Below are 15,920 nucleotides of genomic sequence, written 5' to 3'. Positions count from 1 at the left end.
TCAATAATAATTAAGCCTGCTGATTCTTTCTAATTTCAGGACTAATTTCTTATCCCATTTAAGCATTTTCGTTAAATGGGAAAATGGTTAAAAGTTTTTGTATTATGGCATACCATAAAAATCTTGAAAAATTTTTTCGGTTGCCCGACGTATTGCATTGCCTTAGAAATAATAGAATAAAGTCAAATTCAGCAACTTATTCCATTTATTGTCATCGCCCTGCGCCAATGAGCTTGCGGTTCCACCAATAAACGGGTCATTCTTGCCCATAATATATTCTGCCACCAATGACAGTTGTTTATGATCGATAGTCACGCCAATAATATTACGGATGGAATCCTTGGCTGCATCCATATCCTTGTCATATCGGCTATGCATGACATATGGGGTAATATGACCAATCTTGCCTACATTCTTAAAACTATAACCTGCATCTACGGTGTAATAGCTGGCTTTATTGGCAACCTGATATTCACTGTCATAAGAACCCATCAATGATGCATCTGGTTGGACAAGGTCCTTATTGCTCACATCATTTTTGCCCCCTGTCAGGGTCACACCCAAATTGCCATAATTGACCTTGCCAAAGACTGCCCAAGCCTCACGGCGACCTGTCTGATCCGTGCTGTTATTGTTAATGTCGGATCTCCAGTAGGACGCTCCCACCTGTGTACCCAAGCCATCAATCCCCAATGCAATATCCTGGTTGATGCGTGCAATCCACATATTTTTTTCCTGTAGATCGGTTTGGGTCGGATCATCAGAATGGACATAATTTGAGGTATAGCGTCCCGAATCAGGGGTGTACTGGCCTGAGTAATGACCACCATCAATGGCAAAATACCCCACATCAAACTTGGTTGCTGTTGGCAACTCAGCATGATAGTTCACACCGACATTGTGTACATCTTCCAGCCCTGCGGTGGTGTTGATGCTGCCATATAAACTGTTGCCCCAAAAGCGCCCCGCACCAAATGGAATCGGCTGCATTCCCACCACAAGCTGGTCGGTTTGATTAAGGTGGTAGCCCACATAGGCATCAATCATGGTGGAAAAATCACAGAGGCGTTCATATTGATAACAACGGTATTCCGCATGGCCAAACAGGTCACCACGTTCATAATCCAGTTTCAGTTGCGCTGCGTCAAAACGAAGTTTCTGGTCATCAGCATCTTCACCATAGTGCTTGAGCTGGTAATTGCCACGTATATAACCAGCAACGGTGAGTTTACCTGTTTCACTATTAGCATCACCAAAGCTGATGCCTGCATAACCTGGTGTAATCATTGCGGTTAGCGCAGAGGCCAATGCAAGCTGTAAATAAGTTCTTTTCATGTTTTAGATTCCTTTCATTTCATGTTCAGTGTTGTGCCTTGGCGTTGAATGCTGGACTTGCGCATTTAATCTTTCCCAGATTAAACAGGTAATACACAACAAAAGTGACCACCAAACCAATCACCCACGACACATCCACATCGGGAATCAGGTTGGCAAATGGTCCTGTGAAAAACGCATTGGTCAGGAAAGGAATTTGAACCACGATACCAATAAAATAGGCAGTGAGGGCTTTGGCATTAAACTTGCCGTAAACGCCACCGTCCTGTGCAAAGATAGATTGAATATCATAGGATTTCCTGTTGATGACATAGAAATCCAGCAGGTTAATCGCCACCCAAGGCACCAGAATAAATAGCAAGGCAAAAATCACATTCAGGAAGAAACTGATGAAGTTGCTTGAAGCCCACAATGCGGTGAATGTGGCAAGAATAAGTACAACAATGGACAGCGCGATACGGACATTTTTACTGGGTATCCATTGCCCTGCAAAGGTCTGGATTGAAGTGATACAGGACAGAACCGCGCCATACAGGTTCATGGCGTTATGGCCGATGATGTTGCAGAGGAACAAAATCATCAGTACATAACCGAATATGCCTGTGCCTGACTTGACCGCCTCCATCGCATCCGTACCTGAACCGATGCTGACCGCAACCGTACCAAAGCCCATCGCAAAAATTGTTCCCAGTGACGCACCGAGATAGGTATAGATAAAAGGTTTATAAATCCCGATACTTTTAGGTAAATATCTTGAATAGTCTGAAGTGTATGGTGAGAAACTGATTTGCCAAACCGCACACAGGCCAAACATGGCAAACCAGCCTTTCATGTTGAAAGCGCCTTTTGCCAATACATCGGCATTGATATGCGGAATCATGATCATCAAGCCAATCAGTAATGATCCACCCATAAACCAGGTGCCAATCTTGTTAAATTTATGAATGAGGTGATAGCCCACAATGCCAATGGTGGTGGCGGCAATTGCCCCAATCACGGTGGCAGTTGGAACAGGAATGGCTGGAACAACGGTATGCAGGGTTTTTCCAGACAGGATAATGTTGGAAATGAAGAAACCAAGATAAATCAGGGTGGTGAACAGCACCACCAGCAAAGCACCATAACGCCCAAACTGCGCACGGCTTTGAATCATTTGTGGAATACCGACCTGTGGTCCCTGTGCAGAGGTCAGTGCCAGAATCGCGGCGCCAAAAAAGTGCCCACAGCAAATCGCCACCAAGGCACTGATCAGGCTTAAATTAAAGGTTAACATTGACATCGCACCCGTAATAACCGCCAAAGGTGCAATGTTGGTACAGAACCATAGGGTGAACAGATCGCGAACCTTGCCGTTGCGTTCTGATGGATCGACGTAATCAATTGAATGGCTTTCTATCGCGAAAGCATTTTTTTCATTTTGGCTCATATCCTTAATCTCTCTTTGAGGAACTCATTTTCCTCAATATCAATCTATTTGTGAGAGTAAACTTAGGTTTCACAACCTGCCTGGTCAGTGCCATATCCAGATGACCTGACCTCTATTTCTGTCGTTGTTACACACTGGTTTTCAGCAGTTTTGAGGAATAAATGGCAAAAAAAGATCAAGTGAACACGGTTGATGCGTTTTAAGGCCCAACAACAACAATCTTTTTAAACCACGATTCGGTTTATAGGATTCTGAAATTCAATATCTGCATAGATTCATCCCTGAAACTCAACATCCTTTCCTCTCTCTTTACAGTGCTATCGCATCACAAAGGGATCATCAATCGGCTGGTCTGAAGTACGCAGCCACACGGTTTTAGTGGTGGTGTAATCCAGCACCGCATCGGAACCACCTTCACGCCCGTGACCAGACAGGCCATGACCACCAAAAGGTGCAAGCGGTGATACAGCACGGTAGGTATTCAACCAGACAATGCCTGACTGAAGTGCCTTGGTCATACGGTGGGCACGGCTTAAATGATTGGTAAATACACCTGCGGCAAGCCCATAAGGCGTGTTGTTGGCTTTATGGATAGCTTCTGCTTCAGTGCTAAAACTGACCACAGACAATACAGGGCCAAACAGTTCAGTCATGACACAGTCCGCCTGTGGCACATCACTACAATCTAAAATTGTTGGCGGATAATAATAGCCCTCACGATCCAGTGATTTACCACCTGTCAACAGTTTCGCACCTTGCTGAATGGAACTTGCCACCACCTGCTCAATCTTATGGCGCTGGCGTAAGGTACATAAAGGGCCATATTCAGTTGCCATATCATCAGGCAAACCAATTTTGATACTTTGCACACGTTCAACCAAACGCTGCACAAACTCATCCTTGATGCTTTCCTCAACCAGTAAACGGGAACCTGCGACACAGCTTTGTCCAGTAGCGGCAAAGATTGCGGCCACCTGTGCATTGACTGCGCTTTGTAGGTCTGCATCTGCGAACACGATAAATGGAGACTTTCCACCCAGCTCAAGGGACACTTTGGCAAGGTTTTCAGCCGAATTACGCACAATATGGCGTGCGGTTTCGGGGCCGCCCGTAAATGCCACATGCGCCACATCTGGATGGCTACTCAGTACCGCACCACATTCAGGACCAAAGCCCGTAATGACATTGACCACACCTGCTGGAAATCCTGCTTCATGAACCAGACGGGCAAAGGCAAGTAACGGTGCGGGTCCCTCCTCCGAGGCTTTCAGTACAACTGTACATCCCGCAGCCAGGGCTGGGCCAACTTTAACCGCTGACAGAAATAGCTGGCTGTTCCAGGGAACAATCGCAGCCACCACCCCGACAGGCTCGCGGATGGTCCAGGCCTGCATATCCTGCTTGTCGATGGGTAGATAACTGCCCTCAAGCTTGTCCGCAATCCCTGCATAGTAGCGGTAGTATTCCGCCACATAGGCAATCTGGCTGGAAGTTTCACGAATGATCTTGCCTGTGTCACTGGTTTCATACTGCGCCAGTTGTGGTGCAGACTTTTCAATCAGGTCGGCAAGTTTATACAGCAACTTGCCACGCTGTGATGCGGTCAGGCCCGCCCACGCACTATCCTGCAAGGCCTGTGATGCCGCAGCAACCGCACGGTTGACTTCATCACTACGTGCCTCAGGCATTTTTGCCCAGACCTGACCTGTCGCTGGATTGATGCTGTCAAACTGCGCAGCACCATCCTCAAACTGACCATTAATGTACAACTGGAATTGAGAAGTCATGTCTTCTCTCCTATGCAAATGCAGGCATCACTTCATTGATCATACGTTCCAGTGAGGCTTTCTTACGTTCAAAGCTCATGCCCGTATCAATCCAGAATGAATATTCGTTATAACCCATTGCCTCATACGCTTTTAAGCGGTCAATCACTTCCTGTGCCTGACCAATCACGTTATTTTTACGCATGGCTTCTGGTGTATAGAATGGATGTTGTGCCATTTCTTCCTTACTAATCGGCGCGATCAAGCCTTGGGTAATTTCACGCTCATTTTTAAACCATGCACCAAAATAATTATAGAAGCTGTTGATTTCATCCGCCGCCAACTGCGCGTCCTGTTCACTGTCCGCCACATAGGTATGACGCAGCAGCATGATTTCAGGGCGTGGCACATCGGCAAACTTCTCACAGGCCGCATTGAAATGACCCATCAATTTCTCAACTTCATCATCACCGAAATGCAACGGTGTCACCTGCACATTACAGCCGTTCTGTACCGCAAATTCATGGCTGTTGGGATCACGCGCCGCCACCCAGATGGGTGGATGTGGCTGCTGCAATGGTTGTGGTGCAGATGTAGTTTTAGGGAACTGCCAAAACTCGCCATTATGTTCGTAGTCGCCTTTCCACAAGTTTTTAATTGCTGGGATCATTTCACGTAAACGCTGACCCGCGCTCCATGCATCCATGCCTGGCACCATGCGTTCATATTCAAATGAGTAGGCTCCACGCGCAATCCCGATATCCAGACGGCCATTGGTGATAATGTCGGTCATGGCAGCCTCACCCGCCAGCTTAATCGGATGCCAGAATGGCGCAACCACCGTTCCCGTACCCAAACGCACATGCTGGGTTTTGTTGGCAAGGTCAGCCAGGTTGATAAACGGGTTTGGCGCAATGGTAAAGTTCATGGCATGGTGTTCACCTGTCCAGATGGCATGCATGCCACCACGGTCGGCAATCTGGCACAGCTCGATCATTTCATCATAAAGCTGCTTTTGCGTTTGTTGGTCAGAAACACGTTCCATGTGTACAAATAATGAAAAGCGCATGGTTAAACTTCCTCTTTAACAATTTGACGAACCGTTCCACTGGTTTGATTACCGTAATAAACGCCATAGGTTTTCAGATGATTTTCCTTGCGATAGCGCATCAACATGCTCTGCAACGCGCTGTCCACAAAAGTTAGCTGTTCAAGCTCATTCAGGTCCACAAATTGACCTTTATGCGCCGTCGGTACAGGGGTATTACAAAGGAAAGCGATATATTGCTGCTGCGTGGTCACATCATCATAGACAGAGTAGATAAAACTCGGTGATGCCTCTGGCTGGTAGGCTGCAAAGATTTTTTCCAGTGCTTTTTCCGCCCCATCCTTATCCACCAGCAAATGCGGCAATGTCCATTTATTGTCAGCCGTTTGTTCAAGCAGAATCTGGTTTTCATGCCCAATTAACGCCATCATCATCACTTTCATGCCTGAAATCACATCGGTAGATGATTTGGCTGGGGTGAAATATGCACCACGGTAATAACCAAGGCCCGCAAAGCCTGCTGAGGCGAAATTCTCAACCTGACCAATCAGGATGGCATGATCGCCAGCATCAACAATTTGATACGTGGTGCAGTCAAACCATGCACTCACACCATCAATCAATGGATTCTGATTTTCACTTGTTGACCATGCAAAATTGGCAAAACGGTCATCACTTGGGCGAGCAAAGGTATTGGACACATCCTTTTGCTCTTCCGACAGGATATTGATAGCAAAGTGTGATGCGCTGGCAAAGTTATGGTAGTTGCTGGATGTCTTGGCAATGCTCACCAAAAGCAGCGCTGGGTCCAGAGACACCGAAGCAAAGGAGTTTGCGGTAAAGCCTAATGGTGTTCCATCCTCTTTACAGGTGGTCACCACTGTCACGCCCGTCATAAATGATCCAAAGGCATCACGAAGCTCACGTATTTTATTGACAGTTTCCATTTCACTCATTGTCATATTCCTTCATTGATGTGTGGCAATCTAGACGCTGGTTTCCAACCATGCCTGCATTGCATTGTTCACTTTGTCTGGTGCGGTCAGGTTCACCATATGGCGTTCATTCTCAATCACAACCGCCTTGCCATTTTTTGCCTGACTGGCCATCTGGATTGCCATTTCCGCAGTTGAGTTGGGATCACCCGTGCCTGTTAAAATCAGGGCTGGACAGTGAATGTTTGACCATTGATCCGCATATACCGCATCACCTCGTGCAAAGGCTGAATAGGCCGTTGCATAGCCAGACATATCAACATCCTCCAACCATGATTTCACCTTGCGTGCAGCCTGCTGCTCAATTTCACTATCGCCAAACCAGCGCTGCAATGGTGTCTCAATGTCAATATGGCCTGTCTTTAATTCTTCCGCCCGCTGGATCACTGCATCCTTTGCCTCTGGGGTACGTTTATACACCCCGTTCAGCACCGCCATCCGTTTTACCAAATCTGGACGGGTGGCACTTACACCTGTGGTAATCAGCGAACCCATTGAATGGCCCGCCAGATTCACCGCACCTAAACCTAATGCGGTAATAAACTCGATGGTCCAGTTTACAAAGTCCTGCAACGACGCATCATCCGCCAACTTGGTGCTTTGTCCATGACCTGGCATATCCACAGAAATCACTCGGTAATATTTTGAGAAATACTCAATTTGTGGAGTCCATGCTGCCGCCTGCATTCCCACGCCATGAATCAGAACCAGTGGTTCTCCCTCACCCTGCTCAAAATAATGAGCAACACGGTTATTTGACAGCTGCTGGATTTTCGAGATCATGACCTAATTCCTTTAAATCCTGATAACGGTCGCCAATACGATGATGTGGACGACCCCCTGTAGCCGCACCAATCACAACCACCAACTCACCAGCCGCGGGTGCATCTGGAATGGCAAACTGTAGGGTCAAATAGTGTGAACGGCGACCCTCATCATTTTTATCCATCATGGGAATCAGGATTGGTGCATTGGCTGGACCGCGTGTGTTGTTAAAGGCTAGATAAGATTTTGCGCCAACCGCACCACGGTAAGTGTTACCAAAATGTAAGGTATGGATAAGCGCGGATGCATGTTCAAGCTCGCCATCCAGCCCCACTACCGCACTTTTACCAAATGCCTCCACAGCTTCACCTGAACCAACCTCATCAATAATCAGCTTGGTGAGGTGCTCACTTAAAATAGGTGCAATACGACGAATTTCAGGTGTCAGGTTTTCAACATAGCCTTGCCCTGCCCACGGATTTTTAATCACAGCCGCAGCCGCCACCATCTTTAATGGTGTTGCTGCCTCTTTACCGCCATCGACATAGGTCGTTTCAACGTGAAGTACTGTTTTACGGATTAGATTCATGGCATTTCCTTGCGAGTGAATTTATCTTTTAACTTGTATTATGGTATACCATAATACATAATGAAAAAAAAGCAAGAGTTTGCTATGCTGTTTTTAGACAAGACAGATGTAACAAAATTTGCATAATGAAATTGGGAACGATTGGTCATCTATGAATCTTAAAATTGAAAATCCACCTGTAACCCTGCGAGAGCTATGTTTAGGAAAAGTCCGCAACGCCATTATTACGGGCTACTTTCCTTCAGGTAAAAGGCTGGTTGAAAGAACCCTGTGTGAAGAGCTGGGGGTTAGCCGTTCTGTGGTACGCGAAGTGATTCGCTATTTAGAGGCAGAGGGCCTGGTGGAAATCCTGCCAAATAAAGGCCCTATTGTTTCCCTGCTAAATTGGGAGATTGCATCGCAAATCTACGAGATTCGTCTTTTATTGGAGCAAAGTGCAGTTGCGGACTGTACAAAAAACCTCACGGAACAAACCAGTGACACCCTTAAGGAATTATTGTCAGAACTTGAACAGGCCTTTGCTCATGATGATATTAATTTAATTATTTCAACATCAGCTAAACTGTACGAAACCATTTTTACCACAGCCAAGCACCAGATTGCCTGGGAAGTGGTACAACGTTTAAATGGACGGATCAGCCGCCTGCGTGCCATGACCATGAAATCCACCAAACGTGAAATTTCAGGCTATCAACGCATTAAGAATATGTGTGAAGCGATCTATTTATATAAAGACCCTGAAAAAGCCAAACAGGCTGTGGCTGAACATATCGCGGAAGCGGCAACCGTTGCTAAAAACATCTTAAATAATGGCTAATTTTTTGTATGAGATACAGAAGATTATCAAAACTTTAAAATCAAGGAAGAAAATCAATGTCTGCCTACTGGATTGCCCACGTAACCATTCACGATCTGGAACAATATAAACAATATATGGCTCTGGCACCCTTGGCCTTTGAAAAATATGGGGCTAAATTCCTTGCCCGCGGTGGTGAGTCCGTCTGTATGGAGGGGCCAGAATATCAACGCCATGTCATTATCGAGTTTTTTGACCTAGCAACAGCGCAGGCTTGTTATCATTCAGAAGAATACAGCAAGGCCAGAGCTGCCCGCCAAGGTTGCGCTGAGGTGATGATCAGTATTGTGGAAAGTCTGGGTTGATCCCAAAAATATTTATAGAAAGAAAGACTCCAGATTCTCTCTTTTTATAAATATGATTTTCTGCTTCAAACCATAAAAAATCTCTATCTCCTTGGAAATTAAATATTCTTAATTTCCTCAGCAAAATCATCACTTCTAAAATAGGAAATAATGCGTTCACCACTGTGTTCATTTCGTATATCTAAAATCACATTTGGATCACTTTGAAAGGTAAATTCTGGTGGTATGTCCTGATGTAGCGGCGGCAACCGCTTGACCCCGCCCTCAGTAATTTTTTCAATAAACCCTGCAAGCCATAGAACAAACTCATCCTTATGCTTATAGCTTGGGATTAGACTAATATCCAGACTGATTTTCCCATCTGTTACAGGCCTGTTAAATCCATCAGCGAAATCAATATAGTTATAGAGCAGCTTCAAATCCGTATCGACCAACTCCCTACGAATCTGTTTGATAATTAGGTTTAAACATTCCTGTTTATCAGCCACAAACTTATCATTTTCCTGAAAGTTCCTGTACACATTTTCAGCTATTCTTAAATATTGAGGCATTATTATTTCCCGCAGTTGTTTTCTTAAATTATGACAGCAGGATTATTTCAAATTGTAATGATTCTTATTCATTATGTCTTTTATATAGCTTTAATGATAAAAATTAATCTTTTGTTACGTCATTGATAACAAAGAGTTCTGGAACGCTTACCCCTACTATATAAAAAATCTAGAGTTTCATATGAGTGCCATGTTTATCAATCATGATCGAACACGCTTGCTACTGACTGCAACGAAGACTACCATTGGAACCACTTTCAAGTTTATGCTATCAGCAAAGTTCTCATTAGGAGTATATCCTTTTAGCCCTATCCATCTTTCAAAACATCAATTGTTATCTTTAAGAAGTTATGGCTTTATTCACAATCAAATGATGACACTCAATTTCAAGCTTACCTTGGTAATACTGCATGGTGAAATCAAGCTCATTCAATAAATTTTCTTTGTTATATTTGTCTGGAACAACTTTTAATAAGGCAGGTATATATTCATATCTATATAGGTGAGGATAACTTGTACATAGTATTTTTACTTTTTCTTCTTTAGAAAAATATATGCTATCTAAAACATTTAAATAATATAATATTTTCTTATTAACATGATTAAACTCAAGTGTACTGTAAATATTATCTGTTTCTTTTTGACACCCCTAGATTGATAAAATCATGACAACTGGAATAAAAATATTTATTTTCATTGCATTCTAATCATGTATTTACCAGAATTTAAAATAATGATGAGTAAAAAACCCACTCTAGTAAAAAGTGGGTTTTTGATCGGCATGATGCGATCTCATGCTTTGCGTTATAATTTGAACCTATCAGTTATAGTCTGACATAGACCAATTCAAGGAATACGCTTATTCTCTTTACTGCTCAAATATACCGTATCGCCTACGGATTCGATCAAAACCATGTCTGCAATTAAGAGCTTAAAGGCATCACCGTAATATTGCTTGCCTGAAGCCCTTTCTTGCCTTGCATTACGTCAAACTTAACACGTTGCCCCTCAAACAGGGTCTTAAAGCCATTATTTGCAATTTCACTATAATGGGCGAAAACATCCTGACCATTATCCGACTGGATAAAACCAAAACCTTTGGTTTCATTAAACCACTTTACTGTACCATTCATATAACTAGACATAACTATATCCTTTCTCTTTTAGAGAATATATTAATAAGATTTTTAACTTTAAAATAATAGACTTTGAAACTAAAATATCAAATAAGCAAAGATAAAAATTAAAACTGCATAATAAGAATTTTAATGAGACAAAAATATTTTCCTATCGTCTTAATTCACTATACGCCCTTATCTACCATTTGCAATCTTTATTTAAAATTAAGTCAAATGATACAGATTATTTACAGAGGTATAAAAACTTCGACCATCCAGATTAAGCTCAACCTCCTGTCCAGAGGATAAAAGCACTTTCTTTCCAACTTCCACCCATTTAAAGCCATTGATGGTGCTCTGCTGGCGTTTTAGGGGGATAATTTGCACACTAATTTCATTGCCATTACAGGCTTTTGCAACATACCATTCATTAATAATTTTCAAAACAAAATCACTCATTACTGAGCTCAAGCGATTTATTTGGATTTACTACAACACTAGATAGATGAGGAAATAGAACGACATTTCTAGAATTTAATAATTTTTAGCTTTATTTAGGGTTATTTAAGCTAATCTGGTCAATTATCCATTGAATAATAATGACCTTACAAACATCACAGAGCAAAAAATATTGGATGCGGGGGTTGGATTTGAACCAACGACCTTCGGGTTATGAGCCCGACGAGCTACCAGACTGCTCCACCCCGCATTAGGGAGTTAGCGTTATACTCCTTATTAAGGATGAGGTCAAACATTCATTTTGTTGTTTATTTTAAACATTTAATTTTCCAGGAATAAATAAACATTTAAATCAATATCATAGACTAAAAACAAAAGGCTTTTAAATATTCTCAGTACTATATTTTAAAATACTAATTGAACATTTTTTACTCTCTACCTTTGAATCTTTTGTATTTTTATCAAATCAATTAAATAAGTGCCTGTTTCAGACTCCTTATGGGTATATACAATTTCCAATACCCTTTTTGTTTCAAGATTTCTAAGATAGTGAAGTATGCTTTGCATTTCATTAATATTAAAATCACGGCCGACAAACAAGAACTCACCTATCCCGAGTTGAGTAATTTTCTCTTCAAGCTTCATAATTTTTAACATTTTTAATCCCCCTGTAAGTCAGCTCTACTCCTTTTATAATACAAAAAATTATTCTTTAAAGTTAAGTCATACAAATCTAAACATCTTTTTATACAACACAATGATAATTATTAAAAAAATTACAAAGCACACCCAGTTCGATAACCGTTAAAAAACTAAATTTAGTAAGTAACCCGAATCTTGTTTAAGCCGATATTTCCATAATACGAATCATCGGCTTGTTTTGATGACATATTTGATAAGCACATAAAGATGCATAAATACCAGCTAAATAGCCTGCAACACTTCTCGCTCTAGTCGTCACTAGATTGTACGCCCCCTTCAGCAAACTGAATAAAGTTTCTATTTTATTGCGTTGTTTCAGATGGTATTCATCTGCTTTTGATAACTGTATAGATTTCATGTTCTTTCGGTGATAGGTAATTAAATCAATATCTTGTACTCTTAATTTACTCTTTAATTCATGACTAATATAGCCACGATCAGCATACAATTTAGCAGTCATTCCTTTGACTAACTGTTCAACCATTTTTATATCTGCTGTATGCCCATTTGATAAAGCTGTGCTGAGTATTTCACCTGACTGATTCATAAGTACATGCAACTTACAACCAAAGAACCAACCCATAGAACTTTTACCACGAGTTGCAATTGCTGCTAGCGATTTATGTCTTTTTATTCGCTGATTTTTACAGACAGCCAATGTCGTTGAATCGATCCATAAATAAGAACTTTGCTGATCTTTCATCAGGGCGAAATGTAAGGCATGTAAAGCCAGTTGATGAGTATTGATCAGGTAAATCATACGTTGGTAACAAGGCAGGCTTTTGAATAAATGAAGATAGTTATGTCTCAGTGCCGTAAAGAATGCTTTAAAGTTATTGAAATGTGAATGTTTATACCAAATTGCAATAAAGACAATTTCAGAAATACTGAGCTGTGCAGGGCGAATTCTTAGGCATTTAAGATTTTGCTTTAAGAATTTCCAGTAAACTGATTCAAATTTTAGAAAGAAATCATCAATTATACAGAATAATTGGGTACTATCGAACATAAGGACTAGAGTCGTAAGTTTTGTGTGGTAACTAACTGATGGCTCTAGTCCTTCTCTTTTTCAAGTCTATGGCTTATCCGTGATTCAGGTTAAGTAATAAAAAACTACAACTCATTATATTATTAACAATTTAACTGTTAAAATTAATTCAATTTCACAATTAATCAGTTTTAATAATAACTAAGGCAAATGACTTAAAGAAAGAAAATTATATGGCTTATCAAAATGAGGTCGAAAAACTGACCAGTATTGCGAATGAGTTTCGTGATGCTTTAGATCATGTTACGAATGGCTTTATCACTGGAATATTTAGTAAGTTCCCCAAGGAATGTGGTGCAGATGCCTGTGAACTATTGCAATACTACTTATTAACTGTTCATCAAATTAAACCTGACTATCGGGAAGGCAAGGTTCAGGTAACGTCTAGAATGCCAGAAATATCGCACTGTTACCTGATTGTGAATGGCATCATCATTGATATTACCGCAGACCAGTTTGATAAGGATAAATTCCAGAAAGTAATTGTCTGTGAGAGTAATCTCTATCCTCTCACACCTTATTTTAAGTATGTGCGAAGTAAATCTGGTCAGGTTTTGACACCATTAAATGATTATCTGGATTCGATCTATAAACTGGTGCTCAAACGCCTGGAGAGCCGTCAAAGATGATTTTTAATCTGTATCATCTTTTAGGATTATTCTCTAAATCCTGAAAAAATATATTTGTATTCAAATTTCAACCATCTAAATTTATTCTGGAATTTTTATCAGATGAATTTACTCTAGCTCTCCCAGAGCCTACATGCATAAGGTTTAGGCAAGTTAAGTATTAACTTTTGTTGAATCTATCTAATTCTATTTGGAAATGTATTTCGCGATCATATATTATCGCCAGACTAAATTTACAGTCATCCCCACACCGTTGAAAAAGAATGTGGGGACATTTACTAACAATAGTAGCAAATAAATCACTTTAAATCAGAAATACAATCAACAAAATAACGAACAGACCTGCAACCACCCCATTTAACTGAAATAGTTTTTTAGGGAAATAGGTCAGCGTTAAACCTACTGCCAAGGCAGCAAAAGTCAAACAACCCAGCCATTCGGTCATACCAATAGAAGCACCTTTCCAAAACAGTACAAGCACTGCTGAAACAGCAAGGACAACCCAGCCAACAATTTGAAATAAACGGGTTTTCTGTTCAGTCACCTTAGCTGTAAAAATATCTCGCTGATGCTTGTTCATACCACATGCCAGACTACTGAAAGCAAAAACTGAGATACACCATAAAATCCATGCAGACATTAGGCTTGCTCCTCTTTCTTTGCCACTTTCTTCGCTTTGACAGGCAGGCCTTGATAACGTTTTAACTTATAATAGCTATAGGCAAACAGCATACCTAGAATCAGGCATATAAGGTCAAAACTTGCCACCATCCATTGCCCATGATAAATGCTGCTCCATAGAGCGCGACCACCTGTAGCAATATTCAGGATTGGGGTAATGAGATACATTGCTGCCGCCAAAGCCAATAACTCAAGCCATGCCTGACGATGCTGACGGACAATCGCATAAATTAAAGTGGCTAACCATGTATAGAAAAATACCTTGATCTCAATAGGTGAACGCTCAGCAATTTGTACTGAAATGAAACGGTTTGACCAGAAATATGCTGCGCAGGCAATAGGCAATCCAATAATCGCCGCGACGTTCATCACCTCAACGAAGCGATGTCCAAATGGTTTATAACCGAGTTTCTGTACATCAGGTGCCCGTTTAACTGTCCATAGTATTAGCCCTGTTGCCACCATCATTGTGCCAAGCACACCTGACAAAAACAGTAGCCAGCGTAATACTGCATCCACGCCATGCGCCATATGCAGCCATGTCACCAAGGTATAAATTGCTTTTGGTGTCGAGTTTACAGGTTGGGCTTCATCAATCACCCGCCCTGTTACTCCATTAAACTTAAGCGTTGGGATACTTTCACGGTCAAGTAATGTGGTCGTGCGTGTCGCATTGAATTCAATGTCTGATTCTACCGTATTCGGTTTATTCACTCGAATATAGGCGATTGGATTATCTTTCCATTGCTGCTGAACTGAATGATTCAATGCAAGAATATCAACCATGGGGGCTGGGCTAAGCTCAGGCTTTTTGGCTTGATCATCACCTCTGCCCCCTCGCTCACCTCGACCACCGCGTTCCTGGGCCTCTTTACGTTTCTGCTCAGCCAATAAACGTGCCTGCTCAGGTGTTTTGGCCACTGGTTCATTGATGACCTGGTAAAATGCCTGTCCATCGCCATAGTTACTCTTCATTGACCACGGCATGAATAAATACATCAATAATAAAAGGCCACTAAAGGTAATCATGATATGAAAAGGCAATGCAAACACGGCAGTTGCATTATGGGCATCTAGCCAGGAACGCTGTCCCTTTGCGGGACGAAAAGTAAAGAAATCCTTAAAAATCTTTTTATGGGTAATAATGCCACTGATAATGGCAACAAACATAAACATTGTGGCGATCCCCACAATCCAGCGTCCCCAAATGCGGTCCATGCCATACAATTCAAAATGGAAACGATAGAGAAAACCTCCACCCCGTGTTTCCCTTGCCTTGATTTCCTGTCCTGTTGCGGCATCCAGATAAATTTCCCCATTACGGCGGCGGCTTTCCCCTGCCTTGCGAATATTTAAAGTAATGGCGGGTTGGCGTTCATTGGCAAATCGGATATTCCAGCTTTCAGCTTTTTGTCCCCTTTCATTCAGGTATTGCAAAGCATAACTGAGTTGCTGTTGCTGTGAGGTATTATTGATTGATTGATGCAGTTCAGGTTTCATCCAGACCGTGATTTCATTCTGGAAAAAACTCAGGGTTCCTGTTAAAAATACGGCATAAAGCAGCCAGCCAAGCAACAGGCTGATCCATGTATGCAGCCATGACATCGACTGGCGTGCGCCCTCGTTCTTACCATCAGTACGCATAAT

The 15,920-nt window shown here is 41.9% G+C and carries 17 protein-coding genes and 1 tRNA gene; 3 read left to right on the top strand and 15 right to left on the bottom strand.

Annotated elements, in window-relative coordinates; genetic code table 11:
* Positions 1-162: 162 nt before the first annotated feature.
* The 7 genes from QLH32_RS00540 to QLH32_RS00510 form a co-directional block, all read right to left on the bottom strand.
* Positions 163-1,335: a hypothetical protein gene (locus QLH32_RS00540; protein ID WP_283267562.1), complete on the bottom strand. Its 1,173-nt coding sequence runs from the start codon at positions 1,333-1,335 to the stop codon at positions 163-165.
* 25 nt (positions 1,336-1,360) lie between these two features.
* The gene (locus QLH32_RS00535) at positions 1,361-2,761 is read right to left on the bottom strand and encodes a purine-cytosine permease family protein (RefSeq protein WP_283267561.1); all 1,401 of its coding nucleotides are present in this window, start codon (positions 2,759-2,761) and stop codon (positions 1,361-1,363) included.
* Positions 2,762-3,078: 317 nt separating this feature from the next.
* On the bottom strand, positions 3,079-4,548 hold the full coding sequence (tgnC, locus tag QLH32_RS00530; protein WP_283267560.1) for a (Z)-2-((N-methylformamido)methylene)-5-hydroxybutyrolactone dehydrogenase: 1,470 nt from the start codon (positions 4,546-4,548) through the stop codon (positions 3,079-3,081).
* Positions 4,549-4,558: 10 nt separating this feature from the next.
* Positions 4,559-5,596 carry a flavin-dependent trigonelline monooxygenase oxygenase component gene (gene tgnB, locus QLH32_RS00525; protein WP_283267559.1) on the bottom strand — a complete coding sequence of 346 codons (1,038 nt, stop codon included), beginning with the start codon at positions 5,594-5,596 and terminating at the stop codon, positions 4,559-4,561.
* Between the two features lie 2 nt (positions 5,597-5,598).
* A complete protein-coding gene (gene tgnA / locus QLH32_RS00520) occupies positions 5,599-6,531 on the bottom strand; it encodes a flavin-dependent trigonelline monooxygenase reductase component (RefSeq protein ID WP_267979189.1) in 933 nt (310 codons plus the stop codon).
* Between the two features lie 30 nt (positions 6,532-6,561).
* On the bottom strand, positions 6,562-7,353 hold the full coding sequence (locus tag QLH32_RS00515) for an alpha/beta fold hydrolase (RefSeq protein WP_283267557.1): 792 nt from the start codon (positions 7,351-7,353) through the stop codon (positions 6,562-6,564).
* On the bottom strand, positions 7,322-7,924 hold the full coding sequence (locus tag QLH32_RS00510; RefSeq protein ID WP_283267556.1) for an amino acid synthesis family protein: 603 nt from the start codon (positions 7,922-7,924) through the stop codon (positions 7,322-7,324). Before QLH32_RS00510 ends, QLH32_RS00515 begins: the two co-directional genes overlap by 32 nt.
* 151 nt (positions 7,925-8,075) lie before the next feature.
* Here QLH32_RS00510 and QLH32_RS00505 point away from each other — a divergent pair, with 151 nt between their 5' ends.
* Positions 8,076-8,741: a GntR family transcriptional regulator gene (locus QLH32_RS00505; protein ID WP_283267555.1), complete on the top strand. Its 666-nt coding sequence runs from the start codon at positions 8,076-8,078 to the stop codon at positions 8,739-8,741.
* A gap of 56 nt (positions 8,742-8,797) precedes the next feature.
* Positions 8,798-9,085: a DUF1330 domain-containing protein gene (locus tag QLH32_RS00500; protein WP_267979185.1), complete on the top strand. Its 288-nt coding sequence runs from the start codon at positions 8,798-8,800 to the stop codon at positions 9,083-9,085.
* 98 nt (positions 9,086-9,183) lie between these two features.
* Here the strand turns inward: QLH32_RS00500 and QLH32_RS00495 are convergent, their stop codons facing one another.
* The 6 genes from QLH32_RS00495 to QLH32_RS00470 all read right to left on the bottom strand — a co-directional run bounded on the left by QLH32_RS00495 (position 9,184) and on the right by QLH32_RS00470 (position 12,924).
* Entirely contained in the window at positions 9,184-9,636 is a 453-nt protein-coding gene (locus tag QLH32_RS00495) for a hypothetical protein (protein WP_283267554.1), read from the bottom strand.
* A 923-nt stretch (positions 9,637-10,559) separates the two neighbouring features.
* Positions 10,560-10,781, bottom strand: a complete 222-nt coding sequence (locus QLH32_RS00490; protein WP_267979182.1) for a cold-shock protein — start codon at positions 10,779-10,781, stop codon at positions 10,560-10,562.
* Positions 10,782-10,979: 198 nt separating this feature from the next.
* On the bottom strand, positions 10,980-11,213 hold the full coding sequence (locus QLH32_RS00485) for a transposase (protein WP_267979181.1): 234 nt from the start codon (positions 11,211-11,213) through the stop codon (positions 10,980-10,982).
* 173 nt (positions 11,214-11,386) lie between these two features.
* A tRNA-Met gene (locus tag QLH32_RS00480) sits at positions 11,387-11,463 on the bottom strand.
* Positions 11,464-11,648: 185 nt separating this feature from the next.
* Complete coding sequence (locus QLH32_RS00475; RefSeq protein WP_267979180.1) at positions 11,649-11,870, bottom strand: hypothetical protein; 222 nt, start codon at positions 11,868-11,870, stop codon at positions 11,649-11,651.
* 184 nt (positions 11,871-12,054) lie between these two features.
* Positions 12,055-12,924, bottom strand: coding sequence for an IS982 family transposase (locus QLH32_RS00470; RefSeq protein WP_283266581.1), 870 nt, complete (start codon positions 12,922-12,924; stop codon positions 12,055-12,057).
* A gap of 212 nt (positions 12,925-13,136) precedes the next feature.
* Here QLH32_RS00470 and QLH32_RS00465 point away from each other — a divergent pair, with 212 nt between their 5' ends.
* On the top strand, positions 13,137-13,592 hold the full coding sequence (locus tag QLH32_RS00465) for a hypothetical protein (RefSeq protein WP_283267553.1): 456 nt from the start codon (positions 13,137-13,139) through the stop codon (positions 13,590-13,592).
* A 304-nt stretch (positions 13,593-13,896) separates the two neighbouring features.
* Here the strand turns inward: QLH32_RS00465 and QLH32_RS00460 are convergent, their stop codons facing one another.
* Positions 13,897-14,232: a DUF3325 domain-containing protein gene (locus QLH32_RS00460; RefSeq protein WP_283267552.1), complete on the bottom strand. Its 336-nt coding sequence runs from the start codon at positions 14,230-14,232 to the stop codon at positions 13,897-13,899.
* Positions 14,232-15,917 (bottom strand): PepSY-associated TM helix domain-containing protein, encoded by a 1,686-nt coding sequence (locus QLH32_RS00455; RefSeq protein WP_283267551.1) that lies wholly within the window; start codon positions 15,915-15,917, stop codon positions 14,232-14,234. Before QLH32_RS00455 ends, QLH32_RS00460 begins: the two co-directional genes overlap by 1 nt.
* Positions 15,918-15,920: the final 3 nt, after the last annotated feature.

The sequence above is a fragment of the Acinetobacter corruptisaponis genome (genome assembly GCF_030053775.1).
GTDB lineage: Bacteria > Pseudomonadota > Gammaproteobacteria > Pseudomonadales > Moraxellaceae > Acinetobacter > Acinetobacter corruptisaponis.
This window is presented reverse-complemented; position numbering and strand designations above follow the sequence as displayed.